The sequence below is a fragment of the Pseudothauera rhizosphaerae genome, assembly GCF_004801305.1.
GTDB classification, from domain to species: Bacteria; Pseudomonadota; Gammaproteobacteria; order Burkholderiales; family Rhodocyclaceae; genus Pseudothauera; species Pseudothauera rhizosphaerae.
Genome location: NZ_SSOD01000013.1, coordinates 18,660 through 37,978, shown reverse-complemented (window position 1 = coordinate 37,978; position 19,319 = coordinate 18,660). Strand labels below are relative to the sequence as shown.

The following is a 19,319-nucleotide window of genomic DNA, read 5'->3' as shown; positions in this document are numbered from 1 at the left end:
TAACCGTGGATTCGGCGGTGCGGGGCTGTGTATGGAATCCGACAATGTGAGGGCGCGGTGTGGGGTTTGTCGCTCCGGGCGAGGATGCCGAGCCCGTTCCTAGGGCATCGCCCGCCGCATCAGCACCGCGGCGTGTACCGCGCGCCGGGCAGCCCCGTCATGGATCTGCTGGCGACAGGAGAAGCCGTCGGCCACCACGGTGGCGTCCGGGGCGGCGCGCAGCGCGGGCAGCAGCTCGGCTTCGGCCATCTGCAGGGACAGGGCGTGGTGCTCGGCCTCGTGGCCGAAGCTGCCGGCCATGCCGCAGCAGCCGGCTTCGACGATCTCCAGGTCCAGTTGCGGGATCAGCGCCAGCGCCTTCTTCAGCGGCTTCATGCCGCCGTAGGCCTTCTGGTGGCAGTGGCCGTGCACCAGCACCTTTTCGCCTTCCAGCGGGCCGAAGGCGAGCCTGAAGCGGCCGGCGGCGTGTTCCCTGGCGACGAATTCCTCGAACAGGAAGGCCAGCCGGGCGAGCTTGTCCACGTCCGCGCCCAGCCCCAGGCTGTGGTACTCGTCCCTGAGCATGTAGAGACAGGAGGGCTCCAGACCGACCACCGGCGTGCCGGCGGCGATGGCCGGGGCCAGCGCGGCGACGAGGCGCCGGGCCTCGGCGCGGGCTTCCTCCACCAGCCCGGCGGAGAGCAGGCTGCGCCCGCAGCACAGGGACCGCTGCGGGGTGGCGTCGCCGGTGGCCGGTTCGAGCACCTGCACCGCGTAGCCGGCGGCGCTCAGCACCTCGATGGCGGCGCGGGCGTTGTCCGGTTCGAAATGGCGCGTGAAGCTGTCCACCAGCAGCGCGACCGGCGGGCGTTCTGCCGTGGCCTCGGCGGGCAGCGGCGCGGCGAAGGGGATGCGGGCCGGTTCCGGCAGCGCGCGGGCGCGGGCCACGCCCAGCCAGCGTTCCCCCAGCGCGGCGGCGAGCGGCAGGCGGTTGCGCAGGCGGATCAGCGTACCCAGCCAGGGCCAGCGCTCCAGCCAGCGCGTGCCGTGGGCGAACAGGCGCTCGCGGGGCGCGAGGCCGTGCTTCTTCGCGCGCTGGGCGAGGTATTCGGTGCGCAGCAGGGCCATGTCCACGCCGTTGGGGCATTCCTTCTTGCAGCCCTTGCAGCCCAGGCACAGGTCCATGGCGGCGGCCAGTTGCGGGTCGTCGAAGTCGATGTCGGCGCCTTCCCCGTTGAGCACGGCCTTGAGCGCCTCCACGCGCCCGCGGGTGGAATGCTGCGCCTCGCCGGTGAGGCGGAAGCTGGGGCACATGACGCCCTTGCCGGCGCTGCGCTGGCACTGGCGGTTGCCGATGCACACCGCCACCGCGCGCGCGTAGTGGCCGCCACGGGCCGGGATGCCGGCGTAGGCGTCGCCCTGGCCGTAGTTGGCGTAGGCCGACCAGTCCAGGGCGGGCGCCATGCCGTCGGCGGCGGGGTCGGGGGTGGCCGGCGCTGCGCTGGCGGCGGGGCCGAAGCCGAAGGCGTCGGTGGAGAAGTCCTGCATGGGGTCGCGGTTCTGCATGGTCGGGGTGGGTGCCTGGATACGGTGGCGGCGTAGCAAATTTGGCGCCAGCGGCCTGGCATCGGGTTTGCTAGGCAAGGGGGGAACAGCAACGGAAACGGAGAACGACCATGCCCAAGCCGAAGAAACACGTCCTCGTCTGCGTCCAGGGCCGCCCGCCCGGCCATCCCCGCGGCTCCTGTCAGCAGAAGGGCTGCAGCGAGGTCTACCAGGCCTTCCTGGAGACCTTCCAGGCGCGCAACCTGTGGAACGAGTACGCGGTGACCAACACCGGCTGCCTGGGTCCCTGTGGCACCGGCCCCAGCGTGCTGGTGTACCCGGAGGGCGTCATGTACGCCGGGGTCACGGCCGGCGACGTGGGGGCCATCATCGACGAGCACCTGATCGGGGGCTCCCCGGTGGCGCGCCTGCAGGCGCCCGCGGAAGTGTGGTGAGCGCCATGGACGGCGCAAGCTACGGCCTGGGCGAGATCGTCTTCGCCCGCGAGGCCCTGTACAACGACGGCAGCCTGCCGGACGCCCCCGACGGTGCCCTGCTGGCGGCGGCCGGCGCGCGCGGGGTGGTGGTCAAGGCCGGCCACGTGGAAGGCCAGCCGGGTCTCGAGATCTTCGCGGTGCGTTTCGAGGATGCGGACCAGGTGCTGGGACCGCCGGTGGGCTGCTTCGTGCATGAGTTGACCCAGGACTGCGAACCGGCGGTGGGCGCATGAAGATCGCCGTGGCCACGCGCGATTTCGCGCGCATCGCCGGCCATGCCGGCAAGGCCGCGGAGTGGCTGGTGTTCGAGTGGGAAGCAGGCCATCCCTTGGTCGAGCCGCAGCGCGTGCATCTGGAGAAGGCGCAGCTCTTCCACTACTTCGACGACGCCGGCCCCCATCCGCTGGACGGCGTGGAGCTGGTGATCGCCGGCAGCGCGGGCGACGGCTTCCGCCGCCACTTGGCCAAGCGCGGCGCCGAGGTGCTGCTCACCGGCGAGGACGATCCGCGCACGGCGGTGGAGAAGCTGGTGGCGGGCGAGGAGCTGGACGGGGTGCGCTTCGACCCCACCCGCCTGCTGTGCAGCGTGCGCGACCTGTTCGCGCGGCATTGAGCGGTCCGGCGGCGTCGCGGCCGAGACCGCGGTGCCGCCGCCTCAGATGCTGTACGGCGCCTCCACCCACTCCTTGACCAGCGCGATGTCGCGCTGGGGCAGGTAGGCCAGGTCTTCCTGCAGGTCGGCATACACCTTGGGCGGCAGGCTGCGCGGCACGCGCCGTCCGCTGACCATGTGGAAGTACCAGGCGAAGCTGTAGCCGGCGGCGCGGTCGAAGTCGTGCAACTGCTGCGCGAGTTCGGTGCCGCGCGCCTCCTCGGTGCCCTGCCAGCTCGGCGCGTGGGCGGCCACCGGCACCGCGCTGAAGCGGGTCTGGCGGTAGCGGTCCAGGTGCTCCGAGAGCGCCAGCACCCAGTGATCGCTGAAGTGGCGCTGCTGGCCGGCGCTGGAACGTGCCCATTCGTCCAGGAAGCGCATCACCGGCGCCGGCTTGCCTGCCTGCGCGCCGATGAGGACGAGGTGGGTGGCGATGTCGGTCAGGCGGCGGAAGCTGTAGCGCCGGCGGCCCAAGGGCGCCGGCGGCGGCAGGCCCTCGGGGCGTACGACCAGGGCTTCCACCGAATCGGCGCCTTCGCAGGCGTCCAGCGGATGGCTGTTCACCTCCTGCAGCTCCTCCACTTCCAGTTGCAGGTAGTCGGTGGGGCCGGTGCCGCGGATGGACACCAGGTAATGGGTGATGCCCTGGTCGCGGGTGAGCTGGTAGCCGGGGTAGCGCTCGGCGAGCGCATCGGCATCCTCGCCCACCTCCGACCAGGCCTGTTCCAGCCAGCCCAGCGCGTCTTCGGCCACGCTGTTGCCGTCCGCGTCCAGGATGCGCCCGGGGCGGAACCACCCGCCGCGCGACAGGCGCGGGGTGAATTGCGGCCCGCCTTCGCGGCGCAGGGCGTCGACCAGGGTGGCATGGCCGGGTACCGGGCGGATGGCGGCGCACAGGCGGGAGGCCAGTTCGTCCAGGTGGTCGGGTACGGCCGCGGTGGCGGCGGGGGAAGGTGCGTTCATGGCGCGGTTCTCGGTCTTCAGGATTCGGGCGGGCGGGCGCAGCGTTCGGCCGCGAGCAGGCGGATGTCGGGTTCCGGGTCGTCGAGCAGGGCGCGCACGGCATCGAGCGGGGCCTGGGCGATGGCGGCGGCGCGCACCGTGAATGCCGGGTCGGCGAGCATGCCCGCGGCGTCGTCGGGCAGCATGCGCGCGGCGGCGATGGCGCGGATTTCGGGGTCCGGATCGTGCGCCATGCGGCTCAGCGCGAAAGGCGGCAGGCGGCGGGCCACTTCCTTGCGCACCACCAGGTCCGGGTCCTTCGCCATGCGCGGCAGACGCCCGTGCGGCAGGCGGCGCGCGACCTGCAGGCGCACCGCGTAGTCGGCGTCGCCCATGAGGCGGTCGAGCAGTTCCGGCGGCAGCCGGCTGGCGACGGTGACGCGCACCTCCCGGTCGGGGTCGCGTGCCAGGCGCAGCAGCGCGTCGCCGGTGACCCGCGTGGCGACCGCGCGGCGCACAGTTTCGTCGGGGTCGTCGATCAGGCGCACTGCGGCCTCGGCCGGCGCCCAGCGCACGGCGATGGCGCGGCGCTCCCAGAACGGATCGTCCAGACAGGCTTCGGCGTATTCGCGGTTGCGCGACAGGAAGCGGTCGATCTGGCGGCCGCTGTTGACCACCAGACAGGCGTCGCCGGGCGCACAGGCGCCGCGCACCAGCGTGTCTTCACGCAGCCTGCAGCGGGTACAGGGGTTCTGCGGCGGCTGGTAGTCGTGGCTGGAGGAGGGCGCGGTGGTGTTCAAGGGCGGGCTACCGTCAGGATCGTGGATCAGTCGGGCGGGTACGCAAGTCGCGTGCCCGCAGGCGGGCGGCACGGCGGCGCAACCCGGGCGTGATCCGCGCCGGAGGTTTGTCGCAAAGCCGACAATGGGTGGGGCCGGCAGTCGGGAAGGCAACATCCGCGGCGACCGAGAAATATTCGATTGCCCAAAACGGGCAGTCGAGTTAAGTTTGCCGGAAATTTTGCGACAACCGATCGGGCATCCGCGCGTTTCACCCATCGCGGTGCGGACAGCCGGACGACGACGACCCCCAGCGATACCCTGTGGCCGGCATCGGGCGATGACCGGGCCGGCCTGGAGGCCGGACGCGGCAGGAGGAGTTATGGCAGGACCCGCCCAGTTGGGTCTGCGGGCCAAGTTGTCGGTCATCGTGGCGATCGTCGTCGTGCTGGTGATGCTGCCCTTCGCGCTCGCCGGCGTGGCCTATCTCGACCGCCAGGGACGCGGTGAGGCGGAGCGCGAACTGCGCGCCATCAACGAACTGGTGCGCGACCTGGTGGACGCCCACCACGGCGGAGGCGGCAGCCTGGACGCGCTGCGCCGCCGCCTGGGCGAGGTCGTCATCGGCGAAAGCGGCTACATCTTCATCATCGACGCCAGGCCGGGGGCGGATTACGGGCGCTTCGTCGTGCATCCGGCGCGCGGCGGGGCGGCACTCGGCGAGGGCGACGAGCGCAGCCGTACGGTGATCCGGCGCCTGCTGGAACAGCGCGAAGGCGCGCTCAGCTATGCGTGGCGCAACCCGGAACGGGGCGAGGAGGCGCCGCGGCGCAAGCTGGCGGTGATCTCCATGCACGAGCGGCTGGGCTGGCTGATCGGCGCGAGCGGCTACGAGGACGAGTTCAACCGTACCTCGATCACCTCGCGCAACTACATGATCGCGGCCGTGCTGGGCATGGCGGCCCTGCTGGTCGCCGTGCTCAACTTCGCCGTCGGCGGGCTGGTGGTCGCGCCCATGCTGCGCCTGCAGCGCCTGCTGCGTACCCTCAGCCGCGGCAACGAAACCCTGGTCCATGCCGAGAACGAGGCCGGCCTGCTGGACGGTATCTGCCGGGTACTGGTGGATTCCGGCGGCTTTCGCTTCGCCCGCATCTCCCTGTGCAACGACGAGGGCCGAGCGGCCGAGGCGGCGTGGGCCGGGCGTGCCGAGGCCTTCGCCGCGGCGCTGGCCGAGCAGGACGCAGGGGGCGAGGACCCGGCCTTGGACGCGGTGGCCACGCGCCGCGTCGTGCATCTCGTCGATCCGACCGATGCCGGCCCGGGCCTGTGGCGGGCCGCGCAGGCGGCGGGCTGCGGCGCGCTGATCGGTTTCCCGCTGCGCCACGGCGAACGGGTGCTGGGCGCACTGACCATAGGCGCGGCCGTGCCGGTGGACCTCGACACGGCCGGCGTCGCCCTGCTGCGCGAACTGGCGGAGGACCTCGCCTTCGGCATCGCCAGCCAGCGCACCGCCTGTGCCCGGCAGGCGGCCGAAGCTGCGCTGCTGCTGCGCGAGCGCGCCATCGAGGCTTCCAGCGACGGCGTCTTCATCGCCGACGTCACGGCCGCTGAGCCGCGCCTGCTGTACGCCAACCCCGCGGTGCAGCGGCTCACCGGCCTGCCGCGCGAAGTGCTGATCGGCGCGCCCACCGGAGCCCTGTCCAGCTTCGACGCCGGGAGCCTGGCCGATCTGCGCGCCGCGCTGGCCACGCGGCGCGACATCGGGCTCGAACTGGCCGGGCAGCGCGCCGACGGCACGCCGTTCTGGTGCGAATGCTCGCTCACCCGCGTGGGCGGGGACGACCCGGCTGCCGCGCCGCACGTGGTCGGCGTGCTGAAGGACGTCACCGAGCGCACCCTCTACCTGCGCCAGATCGAACACCAGGCCAAGTACGATGCCCTCACCGGGCTGCCCAACCGCAGCCTGATGGGCGACCGCCTGGAGCAGGCGCTGCACGTCGCCCACCGCCACCGCAACGGGCTGGCGGTGGCCTTCATCGACCTGGACCATTTCAAGCTGGTCAATGACAACCTGGGCCACGGCCGGGGCGACGTGCTGCTGCGGGAAGTTTCGCTGCGCCTGGCGCGGGCGCTGCGCGAAGGCGACACCGCCGCACGCCAGGGCGGTGACGAATTCGTGCTGCTGTTGCCCGATCTCGCGGGCGAGCAGGACGGCTACGCGGTGCTGCGCCGCGTGCAGCAGTCGCTGGCCGACCCCATCGACGTGGACGGGCGCAGCTTCTTCGTCACCTGCAGCATCGGCGTGAGCCTGTATCCGCGCGACGGCAACGATGCGGAAACCCTGCTGCGCAACGCGGACATGGCCATGTATCGCGCCAAGGAGGCCGGGCGCAACGCGATCCGCTTCTTCACCGTCGAGATGGACCGCCAGGTGCAGGACCGCCTGGAAATCGAACAGGAACTGCGCCAGGTGCTGGAGCGCGGTGAGCTGTCTCTGGCCTACCAGCCCCAGGTGGACGCCGGCAGCGGCCGCGTGGTGGGCGCCGAGGCGCTGCTGCGCTGGCAGCATCCGCGCCTGGGCAATGTGCCGCCCATGCGCTTCATCCCGCTGGCCGAGGAGATCGGCCTGATCGGCCCCATCGGCGAATGGGTGCTGCGCGAGGCCTGCACCCAGGCGCGGCGTTGGCTGGAAGGCGGCCTGGGCGAACTGCGTATCGCGGTGAACGTGTCCGCCCGCCAGTTCCACGAGCTCGACCTGGCCGAGCGCATCGCCGCCATCCTGGAACAGACCGGCCTGCCCGCCCACCTGCTGGAGCTCGAACTGACCGAAAGCATGCTGATGGGCGACGCCGAGCGCACCGAGGACATGCTGCACCGGCTCAAGCGCCTCGGCATCGGACTGGCGCTCGACGACTTCGGCACCGGCTACTCCAGCTTCGCCTACCTGCGCCGCTTCCCCATCGACACGCTGAAGATCGACCAGTCCTTCGTCGGCGCCATGGTCGCCGGGGCGAACGCCGAATCCATCGTCGCCGCCATCATTGCCATGGCCCACAGCCTGCAGATGCGCGTGGTCGCCGAAGGCGTGGAAACCGCCCAGCAGCAGCGCCAGTTGTTCCAGCACGGCTGTGATTCCATGCAGGGCTACCTGTTCGGCCGCCCCCTGCCGCCGGAGGAATTCTCCGCCTTGCCCCTGCTGCGCGGCCAGGCCGGGTGACTGTCCCTGGCGGCGGCCACCGCGTGCCGGGATAATGCGGCTCTCCCCTTCCACCGCCGTGCCGGCCCCGCGGCACGCCCGCCCATGTCAGCCGCACGTCCGGATACGCCCGCCACCGTCCTGCCCGCCGCCGTGCTGTTCGCCACGGTGTTCGTCGAGGGCTTCTCCTCCCTCGGCGCGGAAATCCTCGCCCTGCGCCGCCTGGTGCCGCACATGGGCAGCGCGATCACCGTCACCGCGCCCACCATCGGCTTCTTCCTGCTCGCGCTGGCGCTCGGCTACCAGGCCGGCGGGCGGGTGGAGCGCGGCTATCTCGTCCGCGTGCGGCGCAACTTCCTGCGCGCCGCCGCGCTGATCGCCATCGGCCTGGCCGGGCCGGTGGTCGATGCGCTGTTCGCTCACCTGCAGCCGACGCCGCTCGCCTACCTGTTGCTGGTCGGCGGCGTGCTGTGCCCGGTGGCCTGGCTGCTCGGCCAGACCGTCCCGGTGCTCACCAACCTGCTGCGCCACGAGCGTGCCGGCGCGCGCAGCGGCGCGGCGCTGTACTGGTCCACGCTGGGGTCCTTCCTCGGCTCGCTGGTGCTGTCGGTCGTGGTCATGCAGTGGCTGGGGGTGGGCGCCGCGGTGCTGATCAGCGCGGGCCTGCTGGTGCTGGTGGCGCCCTTTCTCCGCGATCCGGGGGCGCCGCGCTGGACGGGCGTGCTGGCCGGCGCCGCGATCGCCGCCGGCGCGGTGGCCGTCAACGTGGTGCTGCCGCAGCAGATCGAGACCGCCTACGCCACCTACCGCGTGGAAGCGGCACCGGTCGCCCTGCCCGGCATGCGCGACCCGCAGGTGTTCTGGATCAACAACTCGCCGGCCTCGCTGATCGACCGCAGCGAGCCGCCGCGCTACACCCGCTACATCGAGCACCTGCGCACGCGCTTCGAGGACATGGGCCTCACCGGCAGACGCATCCTGGTGCTGGGCGCGGGCGGGTTCACGCTGTCCCACCGCACGACGGAAAACGACTACCTGTACGTGGACATCGACCCCGCGGTGCGCGAACTGGCCGAACGCGACTTCCTCGGCGAGCCGATCCGCGGCGAGTTCATCGTCGCCGACGCGCGCCGCTTCGTCGCCCGCAGCGCGGAGCGCTTCGACGTGGTGGTGGTAGACGCCTATAGCGCCCTCACCAACATCCCCGCCCACCTGGTCACGCGGGAATTCTGGCGCGACACCCGCCGCGTACTCACGCCTGACGGCACGATGTTCGCCAACCTGATCGTCGATACGCGCCTGGCCACGCCCTACGCGCGCAACCTGCTGGCCACCATCGAGGCGGAATTCGGCCGCTGCGGGGTGGAAATCCTGTTCCACGACCGCCCGCTGGGCAACGTGCTGGTGCAGTGCTTCGCCGGGCCGCCGCCGGAAGCGGCGGTGCCGTACACCGACGAGCGCAACCGCGCCGACGTGGATATCCTGCGTTCGCGCTGAGCCGGCCGCCGCGGCATGCCGACGGCGTTCAGCCGGGCAGCCGCGTCCGCTCCCGCGAGGGCCTGTCGAGCACGCAGGTAGGTATGGACGTACATGCGGCGCGCGAGGGCGGATAGGAAGCGCACCGCCTGATGATGGTTTGAACTGTTCCAGTGGATTACACTCTGAACCATGCAAACCGTTGCCGAACTGCCCGAGTACATCCGCGCCGCCGACAAGTTGCTGAGCGAGGAGGAGCGGCAGGACATCATCCGCTACCTGGCGGAACACCCGAAGGACGGGGATCTGATGGTTGGCACGGGAGGCCTGCGCAAGCTGCGCTGGCGGCGCGGTTCGCAGGGCAAGAGCGGGGGCGTCCGCGTCATCTATTACTTTCACGATGACGCCATGCCGCTGTACCTGCTGACTCTGTTCACCAAGGGTGAGCGTGCCAACTTGAGCCACGCGGAGCGCAACGAGCTGGCAACGCTGACAGCGTTACTCGTCAAGGCATGGAAAGGGAAACGAAAATGAGCACTGCATTCGACAGCATCAAGCGCGGGCTACTGGAAGCCATCGAGCACGCCGAAGGCCGCGCACCCGAAACCCGCATTCACCGGCCGCGTCCTGTGGATGTAAGGGCGTTGCGCAGCAGGGTGGGGATGACGCAGGAACAGTTCGCCGCCCGCTTCGGCTTTTCCACCGCCACCCTGCGCCATTGGGAGCGGGGCGACCGCACACCACACGGCCCGGCGTTGGTCCTGCTGAACGTGATCGAGCGCAACCCTGCGGCCGTCATCGAAGCGTTGACGGCCTGACCGAGCAGGCCGCGCCTGGTTGTGCGGCGGCTACATAGTGGCTACATGCCACCCAAAAAGCACTTAGGCCAACCCCGGAGAGTTGGCCTAAGTGCTTGATTATTTGGTGGGGGCACAAGGACTCGAACCTTGGACCAATTGATTAAGAGTCAACTGCTCTACCAACTGAGCTATACCCCCGGGTTCTTCGCAGCGCGGATTCTAACTCAATCGTAGCGCGGCTGGTAGGCCGTGCTGGGCTCGAACCAGCGACCAACGGATTAAAAGTCCGCTGCTCTACCAACTGAGCTAACGACCCGCCGAAGAGGGGCGCATTCTAGAAGAAGGGTGAAACTCCGTCAAGCGCGCGCCCTTCAGCCTTCGCGCATCAGCAGCCAGTACTGCACCTTCATCGTGATCGCCGCGCCGGCGACGATGGCCAGCGTGGTGAGGATGGAGCCCAGTGCCAGCGTGGAGAAGCCGGTGATGCCCTGGCCGATGGTGCAGCCCAGCGCGGTCACGCCGCCGAAGCCCATCAGCACGGCGCCGACGATGTGGCGCACGAGGTCGCCGGGATCGCGGAAGCTCTCCAGCCGGAAGCGGCCGCTGGCGACCGCGTACAGGGCCGAGCCGGTGATCACGCCCAGGGCGCTGGCGATGCCGAAGGTGACGATGCGGCTGGTGTCGGTCCACAGCATCAGCAGTTCCAGCGTGAAGGCGAAGGGGGCGACGAAGGTAAAGGATTCCGCACGTCCGCTGTTGGTGCCGACGAAGGCCTCTTCCAGCGTTTCGGGGTGTTCCGCGACGTAGCCGATGTGGCCGGAGACGTACCAGCCGGCGACCACCACCAGGCCGACGACGATGCCGCCCAGCAGGATGTCGGCGCGCCAGGCTTCGCGGCTGGCGAGCGCGCCGACGGCGAGCAGGCCGCCCACGACGCCGGCAGCAGCGAGCAGCGCGTTGTCCGGGGCCATGCCCGTGGCGGCTAGCAGGGCGGGAAGGTCCTGCCGGGAGCCGAGTTCGATGGACACGCTGTCCAGCCACTGCATGCGCCACGCGCCGAACAGGCCGCGCATGGTCATGTAGGCGGCGATGCCGAGGAAGACGAACACCACCAGCGACTTCAGGTTGCCGCCGCCGATGCGGATCAGCGTCTTGCTGCCGCAGCCCGAGGCGAGCGTCATGCCGACGCCGAAGGCCAGCCCGCCGAGGAGGTGGGACAGCCAGGCCAACCGGCTGCCGGTGTAGATGGACTTGGAGACGTCGAGGAGGCCGGTGAGCTGCAGCGCGGCGGTGCCGAAGATGGCCACGGCGATGGCGAGCATCCACATCCGCACACGGTTCCAGTCGCCCATGTTCAGGGCATCGGACACCGCACCCATGGTGCAGAAGCTGGTCTTGTGGGCGACCAGGCCGAACACCGCGCCCAGGCCGAAGGCGAGCCAGGCAATGGTGGAGGGGGCGACGACGGATTCTTCCATGGCGGAGCGGGCGGTAGGGAAACGGTCCCGAATTCTAGGGGAAAACGGCGACCGGCCGGCTTCCCGCGCCGATGGGGGACACGAGGTGGTCAGTTCCCGCGCTGCTGGTAGGGCGTGGGGTCCGCGATGCCGGCGGCCTCGAAGCCGGCGCGGCGCAGGCGGCAGGCCTCGCAGCGGCCGCAGGCGCGGCCCTGGTCGTCGGCCTGGTAGCAGGTCACGGTGAGGCCGTAGTCCACGCCCAGTCGCGTGCCGAGCGTGATGATCTCCGCCTTGGACAGTTCGATCAGCGGCGCGTGAATGGTCATCCGCGCATCGTCCTCCACGCCGGCCTTGGTGGCCAGGTTGGCCATGGTCTCGAAGGCGCGGATGAACTCCGGGCGGCAGTCCGGATAGCCGGAGTAGTCCACCGCATTCACCCCGACGAAGATGTCGTGGGCGCCGAGCACCTCGGCCCAGGCCAGGGCGATGGACAGCATCACCGTGTTGCGCGCCGGCACGTAGGTGACCGGAATGCCGCCGCTGCCGGCTTCCTCGGGCACCGGGATGGTGGGGTCGGTGAGCGCGGAGCCGCCGAACTGGCCCAGGTTGACCATCGCCAGGCGATGCTCGCGCGCGCCCAGCGCCTCGGCGACGCGCTTGGAGGCGGTCAGCTCGGCGGCGTGGCGCTGGCCGTAGGCCACGGACAGGGCGTAGCACTCGAAGCCCATGTCGCGGGCGATGGCGAGGCAGGTGGCCGAATCGAGGCCGCCGGAGAGCAGGACGATGGCGCGGCGGGTCTGTGTCATGTTGCGGTCGGTGTCGTCAATGCCGGCCGATCTGCCGGCAGCGGGCCTTGGCCCTATCTGCCCCGGGCGTCGGCCCAGAGCACCTTGTGCAGTTGTAGCTGGAAGCGCACCGGCAGGCGGTCGCGCACGATCCATTCGGCCAGTTCCGCCGGGACCAGCCTGCCCGCCACCGGCGACAGCAGCACCTCGCAGCGTTCGGCCAGGCGGTGGGCGGCGATCTGCGTGCGTGCCCAGAGATAGTCGGCCTCGTCGGCGAGCACGATCTTGATCTCGTCGCCGGCGCGCAGGTGGCCGATGTTCTCCCCGCGGTTTCTGCCTTCCTCCCCCGAGCCGGGGGCCTTCAGGTCCACGATGCGTGCCACGCGCGGGTCCACCGGGGCGATGTCGAGGGCGCCGCTGGTTTCCAGCGATACCGAGTAGCCGGCATCGCACAGCGCCTCCAGCAGTGCGAGACAGCCCTTCTGCGCCAGCGGTTCCCCGCCGGTGACGCACACGTGGCGCAGGCCGAAGCTGGCGACCATGCCCAGGATGTCGTCGAGCGCGCGGGTCTCGCCGCCGCTGAAGGCGTATTCGGTGTCGCACCACACGCAGCGCAGCGGACAGCCGGTGAGGCGGACGAAGACGGTGGGCAGGCCGACGCGGGTCGACTCGCCCTGGATGGAGGCGAAAATCTCGCTCAGGCGCAGCCGGGTGCCGCGCCCGCTGGCAACGCTCATGCGGACCTCAGCGGCCGCCGAGGCGTTGGCGGGCGGCCTTGGCGGCGTTGCTCTCGGGATAGCGTTCGACCACCGACTGCAGCGTGCGTTGCGCGGCCTTGGCGTCGCCCAGGGCCTGCTGGCTGTTGGCCAGGCCCAGCATGGCGTCGGGCGCGACCGGATCGGCGGGCCAGCGTGCCAGGACGGTGTTGAAGTGGTTGGCCGCCACGGCGACTTCCTTGGCCTGCAGCGCGGCGTTGCCGGCCCAGAAATGGGCGCCGGGCAGGAAGCCGCTGTTCGCGTACTTGCCGATGAAGGTCTGGAAGGCGGTCAGCGCGTCGCGGTGCTTGCCGTCCTTGAGCAGGTTGAGCGCGGTTTCGTATTCGGCCGATTCGGCGGCCGGGTCGGAAGCCGTGGCCGGTTGGGCGGACGCCGGGGATTCGATGCGGCGCAGGCGGTCGTCCAGGTCTACGTAGAAGTCGCGCTGGCGCTGCTTGAGCGCTTCCAGCTCGTAGGTCAGGACTTCGATCTGGCCGCGCAGGCGCGCGACCTCGGTGCGCAGCAACTCGTTCTGGCTGGCCAGCTCGAGCTGCGCGCGGTTGTTTGCCTCGAACCGCTGGTTGACGCTGTCGCGCAGCTCGCTGATCTGGCGCTGGGTCTCACCGCCACCGAACAACTGGGCGGATGCCATGGACGGCAGCACGAGCAGCGCTGCCAGCGGTACGAGGCGCTTCATCAGTATTCGCCCGTGTAGAGGATGTCGCTGCGGCGATTCTGCGCGAAGCCCTCTTCGGTGCGATCGGTGCTGCGCGGCTTCTCTTCACCCAGGCTCACCGATTCGATCTGCGATTCGGCGGCGCCCAGCAGGGTCAGCGCCTGACGCACGGCATCCGCCCGCTTCTGGCCCAGGGCCAGGTTGTACTCGCGGCTGCCGCGTTCGTCGGTATTGCCCTGGATCAGGATCTTGAGCTGCGGGTTCTGCACCAGGAAGCGGGCGTGGGCTTCGATCAGCGGGCGGAACTCGGGCTTGATCACGAACTGATCGAAGTCGAAGAACACGCTGCGCTTGGACAGGATGTTGTTGGGGTCGGTCAGCGCGGACAGGCCGGTGCCGGACACGGCCGGGGTGGTCACGGTGGTGACGCCGGCGCCGCCGCGGTCTTCGACCGAGGCGCCGGTTTGGTCCGTGGTGCCGGTGGTGCCGCAGGCGGCCAGCATGGCAGCCAGGAGCGCGGGCAGAAGCAGTTTTTTCATGAAGTTATCTCCGGTTCTCGTTTGCAGGACAGCAGTCTGGTTACAGCGGTGTTATCGCCGCGGCAGCGGACCCCAGGCGGGTTCGCGGACGTCGGCGGCCTCTATCGACAGGCGTTGGCGTACCCGCCCGTCCGCCGACACCGCCGCCAGTACTCCCCGCCCACCACTTTCGGAGGCGTAGAGGATCATGCGGCCGTTGGGAGCGAAGCTGGGCGATTCGTCACGCGCCGAATCGGTGAGGATCATGGTCTGCCGGGAGGCGAGGTCGAGCACGGCGACCCGGAAGCCACCCTCCTGGCGGGTGATGAAGGCCAGCGTGCGGCCGTCCGGCGCGGGGCGCGGGGTCACGTTGTAGCTGCCTTCGAAGGTTACCCGCTGGGCGGTGCCGCCCGAGACCGGAATGCGGTAGATCTGCGGACTGCCGCCGCGATCGGATGTGAAGTAGATCCACTGGCCGTCCGGCGAGAACGCCGGTTCGGTGTCGATGCCGGCCGAAGTGGCGGTGCGGCGCACGCCCGAGCCGTCGGCATTGATCAGATAGAGCTGGGACAGGCCGTCCTTGGTCAGCACCACGGCGAGCTGGCGGCCGTCCGGCGACCACGCGGGGGCCGAGTTGGAGCCCTTGAAGTTGGCCACCACCTGGCGCTGGCCGGTGACCAGGGTGTGGATGTAGACCACGGGCTTCTTGGCCTCGAAGGACACGTAGGCCAGGCGCTGGCCGTCCGGCGACCAGGCCGGCGAGATGATGGGTTCGCGCGATACCAGCGCGGCCTGGGCGTTGGCGCCGTCGGCGTCGGCGATCTGCAGCTCGTAGCGCGGCCCGCTCTTGACCACGTAAGCGATGCGGGTGGAGAAGTAGCCCGGCTGGCCGGTGAGCTTCTCGTACACGAAATCCGCGATGCGGTGCGCGGTGGCGCGGTTCTGCTGCGGCGCCATGCGCAGCGCCTGGGCGCCCAGTTCCACCTGCTTCTGGGTGTCGAAGAGGCGGAAGCGCACCTCGAAACGCCCGTCGGACAGGGGCACCACGCTGCCGGTGAGGATGGCGTCGGCACCGCGGCTGCGGTAGCCGGCGAGATCCGGCACCACGGATTCGGGCAGGGCCACCGGGCCGATGTCCACCAGACTGAACAGGCCGCTGCGTTCCAGGTCGGCGCGCACCACGTCGGTGATGCCGCGCGGCAGCGCGCTTTCGCTCTCGAAGATGGGGATCGCCACCGGGAAGCGGGTGGCGCCCGCGCCGGTGATCTCGATCGAGAGCTGGGCGTGCGCGGCCAGGGCGCACGCGGCCAGCAGGCCGGCGATGGCCAGGCGCAGGAAACGGAGCGAGGAGAGGCGAAGTGTCGTGATCATGGCGGCAATGGCGTCGAATTCTAAACCAATGTGTGAACTATTCCTCAAGCGGACGGAATTTCAGTTCGAGCGTGCGCTGGAACAGCGAACGGTTTTCCGGTAGCGGCAGGGGGCTGGAACGCCGGATTGCGCGCTCGATGGCGTCGTCCAGCGCCGGGATGCCGGACGAGCGCACCAGGCGCACGTTGATGACCTCGCCGCCGGGCAACTGGTCGACGACGAACACGGCTTCCGGGTTGCCCTGCAGGCCGGGCGGACGCAGCAGATTGCCGCGCACCTTGGTGGCGATGGCATTGCGGTAGGCGTCGGCCGCCGCGGCGTTGCGCGAGGCCGCCAGGCGTGCGGTGTCCTCGCGCAGCAGGCGGTCGATCTGGGCGTTCTGGGCTTCCTGCTCCAGCATTTCCTGCAAGTAATCCGGTTGGGCCGGCTCCACCGGTTTGGGTGTGGGTTTCGGTTCGGGCCTGGGAGCCGGTTTCGGCTCGGGTTTCGGTTCCGGCTTGGGTTCCGGTTTGGGCTTCGGCGGTTCCGGCGCCTTGGTGGCGATCTCCGGCTCGGGCTGCGGCTTGGGCGCCGGCTCCACCACCGGCTTGGGTTCCGGCTTCGGCTCGGGCTTGGGTTCCGGCTGGGGCTGGGGCTTCGGCTCGGGTTTGGGTTCCGGTTTGGGCTGCGGCCTGGGAGCCGGTGCCGGCGGGGCGCTGACGAGGTTCACTTCCAGGCTGCCGGGCTGCCGGCTCTGCCAGGAGAGGCCGAAGAACAGGAAGAGGGCGAGCAACAGATGCACCGCCACCGTCAGGACGAGCGATGACCATTTGCCGGGCGGCGGATCGCGCCGGAAAAAGTGCTGCGCGTTCATCGCCCACTGCCGCTTGCCGTCTGCAGGCTGACCTTGCTCACCCCGGCCCGGCGCACGGATTCGAGCACGTCGATGACCGTCTGGTAGGGCAGGGTCTTGTCGGCCGCGACCAGGAAGGGCTGTTCCCGGTTGGCAGCCAGCGCCTCGGCGAGGAAGCGCTGGAACTCCAGGTCGGTGACCTTGAGCGCGGTGCTGTTGGCCGTGCGCTTCACGGACAGTTTGCGGTCGGCCCCGACCTCGATGATCATCGCCTCGGCCGGCGGGCTGGAGATGGCTCCGGCGGTGGGCACGTCGATGCTGCCGGTCTGGATCATGGGCGCGGTGACCATGAAGATCACCAGCAGCACCAGCATCACGTCGATGTAGGGCACGACGTTGATCTGGTTCATCAGGCGGCGCTGGCGCATGGCTGTGCTCCCGCGTCCTCAGCGCAACTGGCGCTGCAGGATGTTGGAGAACTCTTCCATGAAGCTCTCGAAGCGGATGCCGATCCGGTCGATGTCATGGGCGAAGCGGTTGTAGGCCACCACCGCGGGGATCGCCGCGAACAGGCCGATGGCGGTCGCCACCAGGGCCTCGGCGATGCCGGGGGCGACGTGGGCCAGGGTGGCGGAGCTCACGTTGGACAGGCCGCGGAAGGCGTTCATGATGCCCCACACGGTGCCGAGCAGGCCGATGTAGGGCGATACCGAACCCACCGAGGCGAGGAAGGCCAGGTGGGCCTCCAGGTCGTCCACCTCGCGCTGGTAGGTGGCGCGCATGGCGCGGCGCGAGCCTTCGATGATGGCGTCGTGGTCGTGGCTCTTGGCGCGCAGCTTGGTGTATTCCCGGTAGCCCGCTTCGAAGATGCGTTCCATGCCGCCGGTGCGGTGGCGCGAGGCGGAGGCGGACTGGAACAGGGCGTTGAGGTCGCCGCCGCTCCAGAAGTCGCGCTCGAACTCGCCGGTCTTGCCGCGCGCCGAACGGATCTGGAAGGATTTGCGGAAGATCCAGTACCAGGACATCAGCGACAGGCTGGCGAGCAGGGCCATGACGAGCTGGACGAGGACGCTGGCCTCGGTGATCAGGCTGAGGATGGAGAGGTCTTGGGTGACGGTCATGCGGCGGCGAGGGGGGCGGCGAAGGGGGAAAGGCGGGCCCTGACGTCGGTCGGCAGGGCGACGGGTTTGCGGCGCGCCAGATCGACGCAGGCCACGGTGACGCGGGCATCGAACAGGAGTTCGTCGCCGCGCACGATACGTTGCACGAATTCGATGCTGGCCCGGCCGAGCCGGGCGATGTGCGACACCACCCGCAGCGCGTCGTCGAGCACCGCGGGCTGGCGGTAGTCGGCGCTGAACGAACGCACGACGAAGCCGAGGCCGCGCTCGGCCATCATGCGCTGCTGGCCGAAGCCGGCCTCGCGCAGCCACTCGGTGCGCGCGCGTTCGCAGTAGCGCAGGTAGTTGGCGTAGTAAACCACTCCGGCGGCGTCGGTATCCTCGTAGTACACGCGCACCGGCCAGGAAAAGAATGTCGGTCCGGCGGGGGCGGCAGGGGTGGTTTGCATCGCAGCATTCTAGCCGAGACGGCCGCCGCGCAAGCAGCTTCGTGCGCATCGGGCGAGTGGAAATCCTCTCAAAAGGTAATATCGCGTTCCAGGACGTTAAGAAGGCATCTTCCGCCGCCGGTACGGTTGTGGCCCGCGCCCGGCGATGGGTAAGCTGCGGGTCCAACGCATGTGGCGATGGTGCTATCCTTGCCCCCGGACCGCCGGGGACGTTCCTGCCCGGCGGGCAAGTCGCAACCATCTAGAAACATACAGGTCAGGGCGTGGCTCTTCCTTTTTTCGGCAAGAAACCTTCTTCCGGGTCCGGTGACGCAGGCGAGCGCGGTGCCGCTGCGGCGCCGGGCGGCGACCGCAAGCCGCCGCCGACCGAGCTGTCGACGCTCGATTTCACCGGCGGTGACGCTTCCCATGCGCTCGCGCGCTGCGCGGGCCAGGTCGAGGTCCAGGAACTCGACGCCGGCGGCGGCGCGGCCTATGAGGAAGCCGCAGTGCTGTATGCCAACGGCAATGTCGCCGACGCCGAGAAGGTGCTCGTGGCGGTGCTCGAGGACCCGGCCGGCAGTGCCAGCGAGGGGCTGTGGATGATGCTGCTCGATCTCTACAAGCTCACCGGGCAGCGCCAGAGCTTCGAGTCGCACGTGCTCGACTACGCCACGCGCTTCGAGCGCTCCCCCCCGCCGTGGGAAGACCTCTCCAGCCCGCGCGCGCGGGCGCGCGGCGACGCGACGCCGCTGATCAACCTGTCGGGCAACCTCAACGGCCAGGCGGCGCCGCAGTTTCAGCAGATTTCCGTCATCGGCCGCAAGGGCGGCGCGATCCGCATCGACCTCACCCGCCTGCGCTCGGTGGATGACGAGGGCTGCAGGCTGTTCCTGGAACTGCTGCGGCAGCTTGCCGCGGAGCGGGTCAAGGTGTCGGTGCTCAAGGGCAGCCAGCTCGCCAACATGCTCGCCGGGCAGATCGCTCCCGGGCGGGCGGAAAACCGCGAGGCCTGGCTGCTGATGCTGGAGATGCTGCAATACACCGGCGAACAGGAGCGCTTCGAGGAAGTGGCGGTGGATTACGCCATCACCTTCGAGGAATCGCCGCCGTCCTGGATGGGCAAGTCGGAGGCGGGCCTGACCGCCACTTCCGTGGAGACGGTCACCGACAAGCTCGACACCGGCTTCAGCCTCGAAGGCGAGATCATCGGCACGCAGACCGAGGGCATCCGCAAGCTGGCGGCCTACGCGGCCGAACTGCAGAACGTGGATGTGGACTGTGCGCAACTGCGCCGCATGGACTTCGTCAGCGCCGGCACGCTGTTCAACATCCTCGCCACGCTGCAGGCCCAGGGCAAACTGGTGGTCCTGCACAAGGTCAACGCCATGGTCGCCGCCCTGCTGCGCGTGATGGGCGTGGATCAGGTCGCCCAGGTGATGCTGCGCAGTTGAGCCGGCCTGCCCGGTTCATCCCCGAGCCGGCGAAGGACACGACCCCCCGGGAGCCG

At 70.0% G+C, this 19,319-nt stretch carries 21 protein-coding genes and 2 tRNA genes; 8 read left to right on the top strand and 15 right to left on the bottom strand.

Annotated features, from left to right (window positions below; translation table 11 throughout):
* Positions 1-99: 99 nt before the first annotated feature.
* On the bottom strand, positions 100-1,545 hold the full coding sequence (locus tag E6O51_RS15315) for a (Fe-S)-binding protein (protein ID WP_230976807.1): 1,446 nt from the start codon (positions 1,543-1,545) through the stop codon (positions 100-102).
* Between the two features lie 110 nt (positions 1,546-1,655).
* Between E6O51_RS15315 and E6O51_RS15310 the strand changes: the two genes are divergently transcribed.
* Genes E6O51_RS15310 through E6O51_RS15300 form a run of 3 tightly spaced genes read left to right on the top strand, consistent with a single transcriptional unit; the run spans position 1,656 to position 2,634 of the window.
* The gene (locus E6O51_RS15310) at positions 1,656-1,979 is read left to right on the top strand and encodes a (2Fe-2S) ferredoxin domain-containing protein (RefSeq protein ID WP_136385875.1); all 324 of its coding nucleotides are present in this window, start codon (positions 1,656-1,658) and stop codon (positions 1,977-1,979) included.
* 5 nt (positions 1,980-1,984) lie between these two features.
* On the top strand, positions 1,985-2,254 hold the full coding sequence (locus E6O51_RS15305; protein WP_136385980.1) for a nitrogen fixation protein NifZ: 270 nt from the start codon (positions 1,985-1,987) through the stop codon (positions 2,252-2,254).
* Positions 2,251-2,634: a NifB/NifX family molybdenum-iron cluster-binding protein gene (locus tag E6O51_RS15300; RefSeq protein WP_136385874.1), complete on the top strand. Its 384-nt coding sequence runs from the start codon at positions 2,251-2,253 to the stop codon at positions 2,632-2,634. Before E6O51_RS15305 ends, E6O51_RS15300 begins: the two co-directional genes overlap by 4 nt.
* A 42-nt stretch (positions 2,635-2,676) precedes the next feature.
* Here the strand turns inward: E6O51_RS15300 and E6O51_RS15295 are convergent, their stop codons facing one another.
* Positions 2,677-3,636, bottom strand: a complete 960-nt coding sequence (locus tag E6O51_RS15295; RefSeq protein WP_136385873.1) for a hypothetical protein — start codon at positions 3,634-3,636, stop codon at positions 2,677-2,679.
* Positions 3,637-3,653: 17 nt separating this feature from the next.
* The gene (locus tag E6O51_RS15290; protein WP_168735295.1) at positions 3,654-4,415 is read right to left on the bottom strand and encodes a 4Fe4S-binding leucine-rich repeat protein; all 762 of its coding nucleotides are present in this window, start codon (positions 4,413-4,415) and stop codon (positions 3,654-3,656) included.
* A gap of 361 nt (positions 4,416-4,776) precedes the next feature.
* Here E6O51_RS15290 and E6O51_RS15285 point away from each other — a divergent pair, with 361 nt between their 5' ends.
* The 4 genes from E6O51_RS15285 to E6O51_RS15270 all read left to right on the top strand — a co-directional run bounded on the left by E6O51_RS15285 (position 4,777) and on the right by E6O51_RS15270 (position 9,884).
* On the top strand, positions 4,777-7,611 hold the full coding sequence (locus E6O51_RS15285; protein WP_168735294.1) for an EAL domain-containing protein: 2,835 nt from the start codon (positions 4,777-4,779) through the stop codon (positions 7,609-7,611).
* An 84-nt stretch (positions 7,612-7,695) separates the two neighbouring features.
* Positions 7,696-9,087, top strand: coding sequence for a fused MFS/spermidine synthase (locus tag E6O51_RS15280; protein WP_136385870.1), 1,392 nt, complete (start codon positions 7,696-7,698; stop codon positions 9,085-9,087).
* 171 nt (positions 9,088-9,258) lie between these two features.
* The gene (locus E6O51_RS15275) at positions 9,259-9,600 is read left to right on the top strand and encodes a type II toxin-antitoxin system RelE/ParE family toxin (RefSeq protein ID WP_136385869.1); all 342 of its coding nucleotides are present in this window, start codon (positions 9,259-9,261) and stop codon (positions 9,598-9,600) included.
* Positions 9,597-9,884 (top strand): helix-turn-helix domain-containing protein, encoded by a 288-nt coding sequence (locus E6O51_RS15270; protein WP_136385868.1) that lies wholly within the window; start codon positions 9,597-9,599, stop codon positions 9,882-9,884. The genes E6O51_RS15275 and E6O51_RS15270 overlap by 4 nt, the downstream gene beginning before the upstream one ends.
* 104 nt (positions 9,885-9,988) lie before the next feature.
* Here the strand turns inward: E6O51_RS15270 and E6O51_RS15265 are convergent.
* From E6O51_RS15265 to ybgC, 12 genes are all read right to left on the bottom strand, one after another.
* A tRNA-Lys gene (locus tag E6O51_RS15265) sits at positions 9,989-10,064 on the bottom strand.
* A gap of 42 nt (positions 10,065-10,106) precedes the next feature.
* A tRNA-Lys gene (locus tag E6O51_RS15260) sits at positions 10,107-10,182 on the bottom strand.
* Positions 10,183-10,237: 55 nt separating this feature from the next.
* Complete coding sequence (locus tag E6O51_RS15255) at positions 10,238-11,344, bottom strand: YeeE/YedE family protein (RefSeq protein WP_136385867.1); 1,107 nt, start codon at positions 11,342-11,344, stop codon at positions 10,238-10,240.
* An 89-nt stretch (positions 11,345-11,433) separates the two neighbouring features.
* A complete protein-coding gene (queC, locus tag E6O51_RS15250) occupies positions 11,434-12,129 on the bottom strand; it encodes a 7-cyano-7-deazaguanine synthase QueC (protein WP_136385866.1) in 696 nt (231 codons plus the stop codon).
* Positions 12,130-12,182: 53 nt separating this feature from the next.
* Positions 12,183-12,845, bottom strand: coding sequence for a 7-carboxy-7-deazaguanine synthase QueE (gene queE, locus E6O51_RS15245; protein ID WP_136385865.1), 663 nt, complete (start codon positions 12,843-12,845; stop codon positions 12,183-12,185).
* Positions 12,846-12,852: 7 nt separating this feature from the next.
* Complete coding sequence (gene ybgF / locus E6O51_RS15240; protein ID WP_136385864.1) at positions 12,853-13,560, bottom strand: tol-pal system protein YbgF; 708 nt, start codon at positions 13,558-13,560, stop codon at positions 12,853-12,855.
* Positions 13,560-14,078 carry a peptidoglycan-associated lipoprotein Pal gene (gene pal / locus E6O51_RS15235; protein WP_136385863.1) on the bottom strand — a complete coding sequence of 173 codons (519 nt, stop codon included), beginning with the start codon at positions 14,076-14,078 and terminating at the stop codon, positions 13,560-13,562. Before pal ends, ybgF begins: the two co-directional genes overlap by 1 nt.
* Before the next feature lie 51 nt (positions 14,079-14,129).
* Entirely contained in the window at positions 14,130-15,428 is a 1,299-nt protein-coding gene (tolB, locus tag E6O51_RS15230) for a Tol-Pal system beta propeller repeat protein TolB (protein ID WP_136385862.1), read from the bottom strand.
* Positions 15,429-15,465: 37 nt separating this feature from the next.
* Positions 15,466-16,281: an energy transducer TonB gene (locus E6O51_RS15225; RefSeq protein ID WP_136385861.1), complete on the bottom strand. Its 816-nt coding sequence runs from the start codon at positions 16,279-16,281 to the stop codon at positions 15,466-15,468.
* Entirely contained in the window at positions 16,278-16,688 is a 411-nt protein-coding gene (locus tag E6O51_RS15220) for an ExbD/TolR family protein (RefSeq protein ID WP_136385860.1), read from the bottom strand. The genes E6O51_RS15225 and E6O51_RS15220 overlap by 4 nt, the downstream gene beginning before the upstream one ends.
* A gap of 18 nt (positions 16,689-16,706) precedes the next feature.
* Positions 16,707-17,381 carry a protein TolQ gene (gene tolQ / locus E6O51_RS15215; RefSeq protein WP_136385859.1) on the bottom strand — a complete coding sequence of 225 codons (675 nt, stop codon included), beginning with the start codon at positions 17,379-17,381 and terminating at the stop codon, positions 16,707-16,709.
* The gene (ybgC, locus tag E6O51_RS15210) at positions 17,378-17,830 is read right to left on the bottom strand and encodes a tol-pal system-associated acyl-CoA thioesterase (protein WP_136385858.1); all 453 of its coding nucleotides are present in this window, start codon (positions 17,828-17,830) and stop codon (positions 17,378-17,380) included. The genes tolQ and ybgC overlap by 4 nt, the downstream gene beginning before the upstream one ends.
* Positions 17,831-18,093: 263 nt before the next feature.
* Here ybgC and E6O51_RS15205 point away from each other — a divergent pair, with 263 nt between their 5' ends.
* Positions 18,094-19,263 (top strand): STAS domain-containing protein, encoded by a 1,170-nt coding sequence (locus E6O51_RS15205; RefSeq protein ID WP_136385857.1) that lies wholly within the window; start codon positions 18,094-18,096, stop codon positions 19,261-19,263.
* The last annotated feature ends 56 nt before the right edge of the window (positions 19,264-19,319 follow it).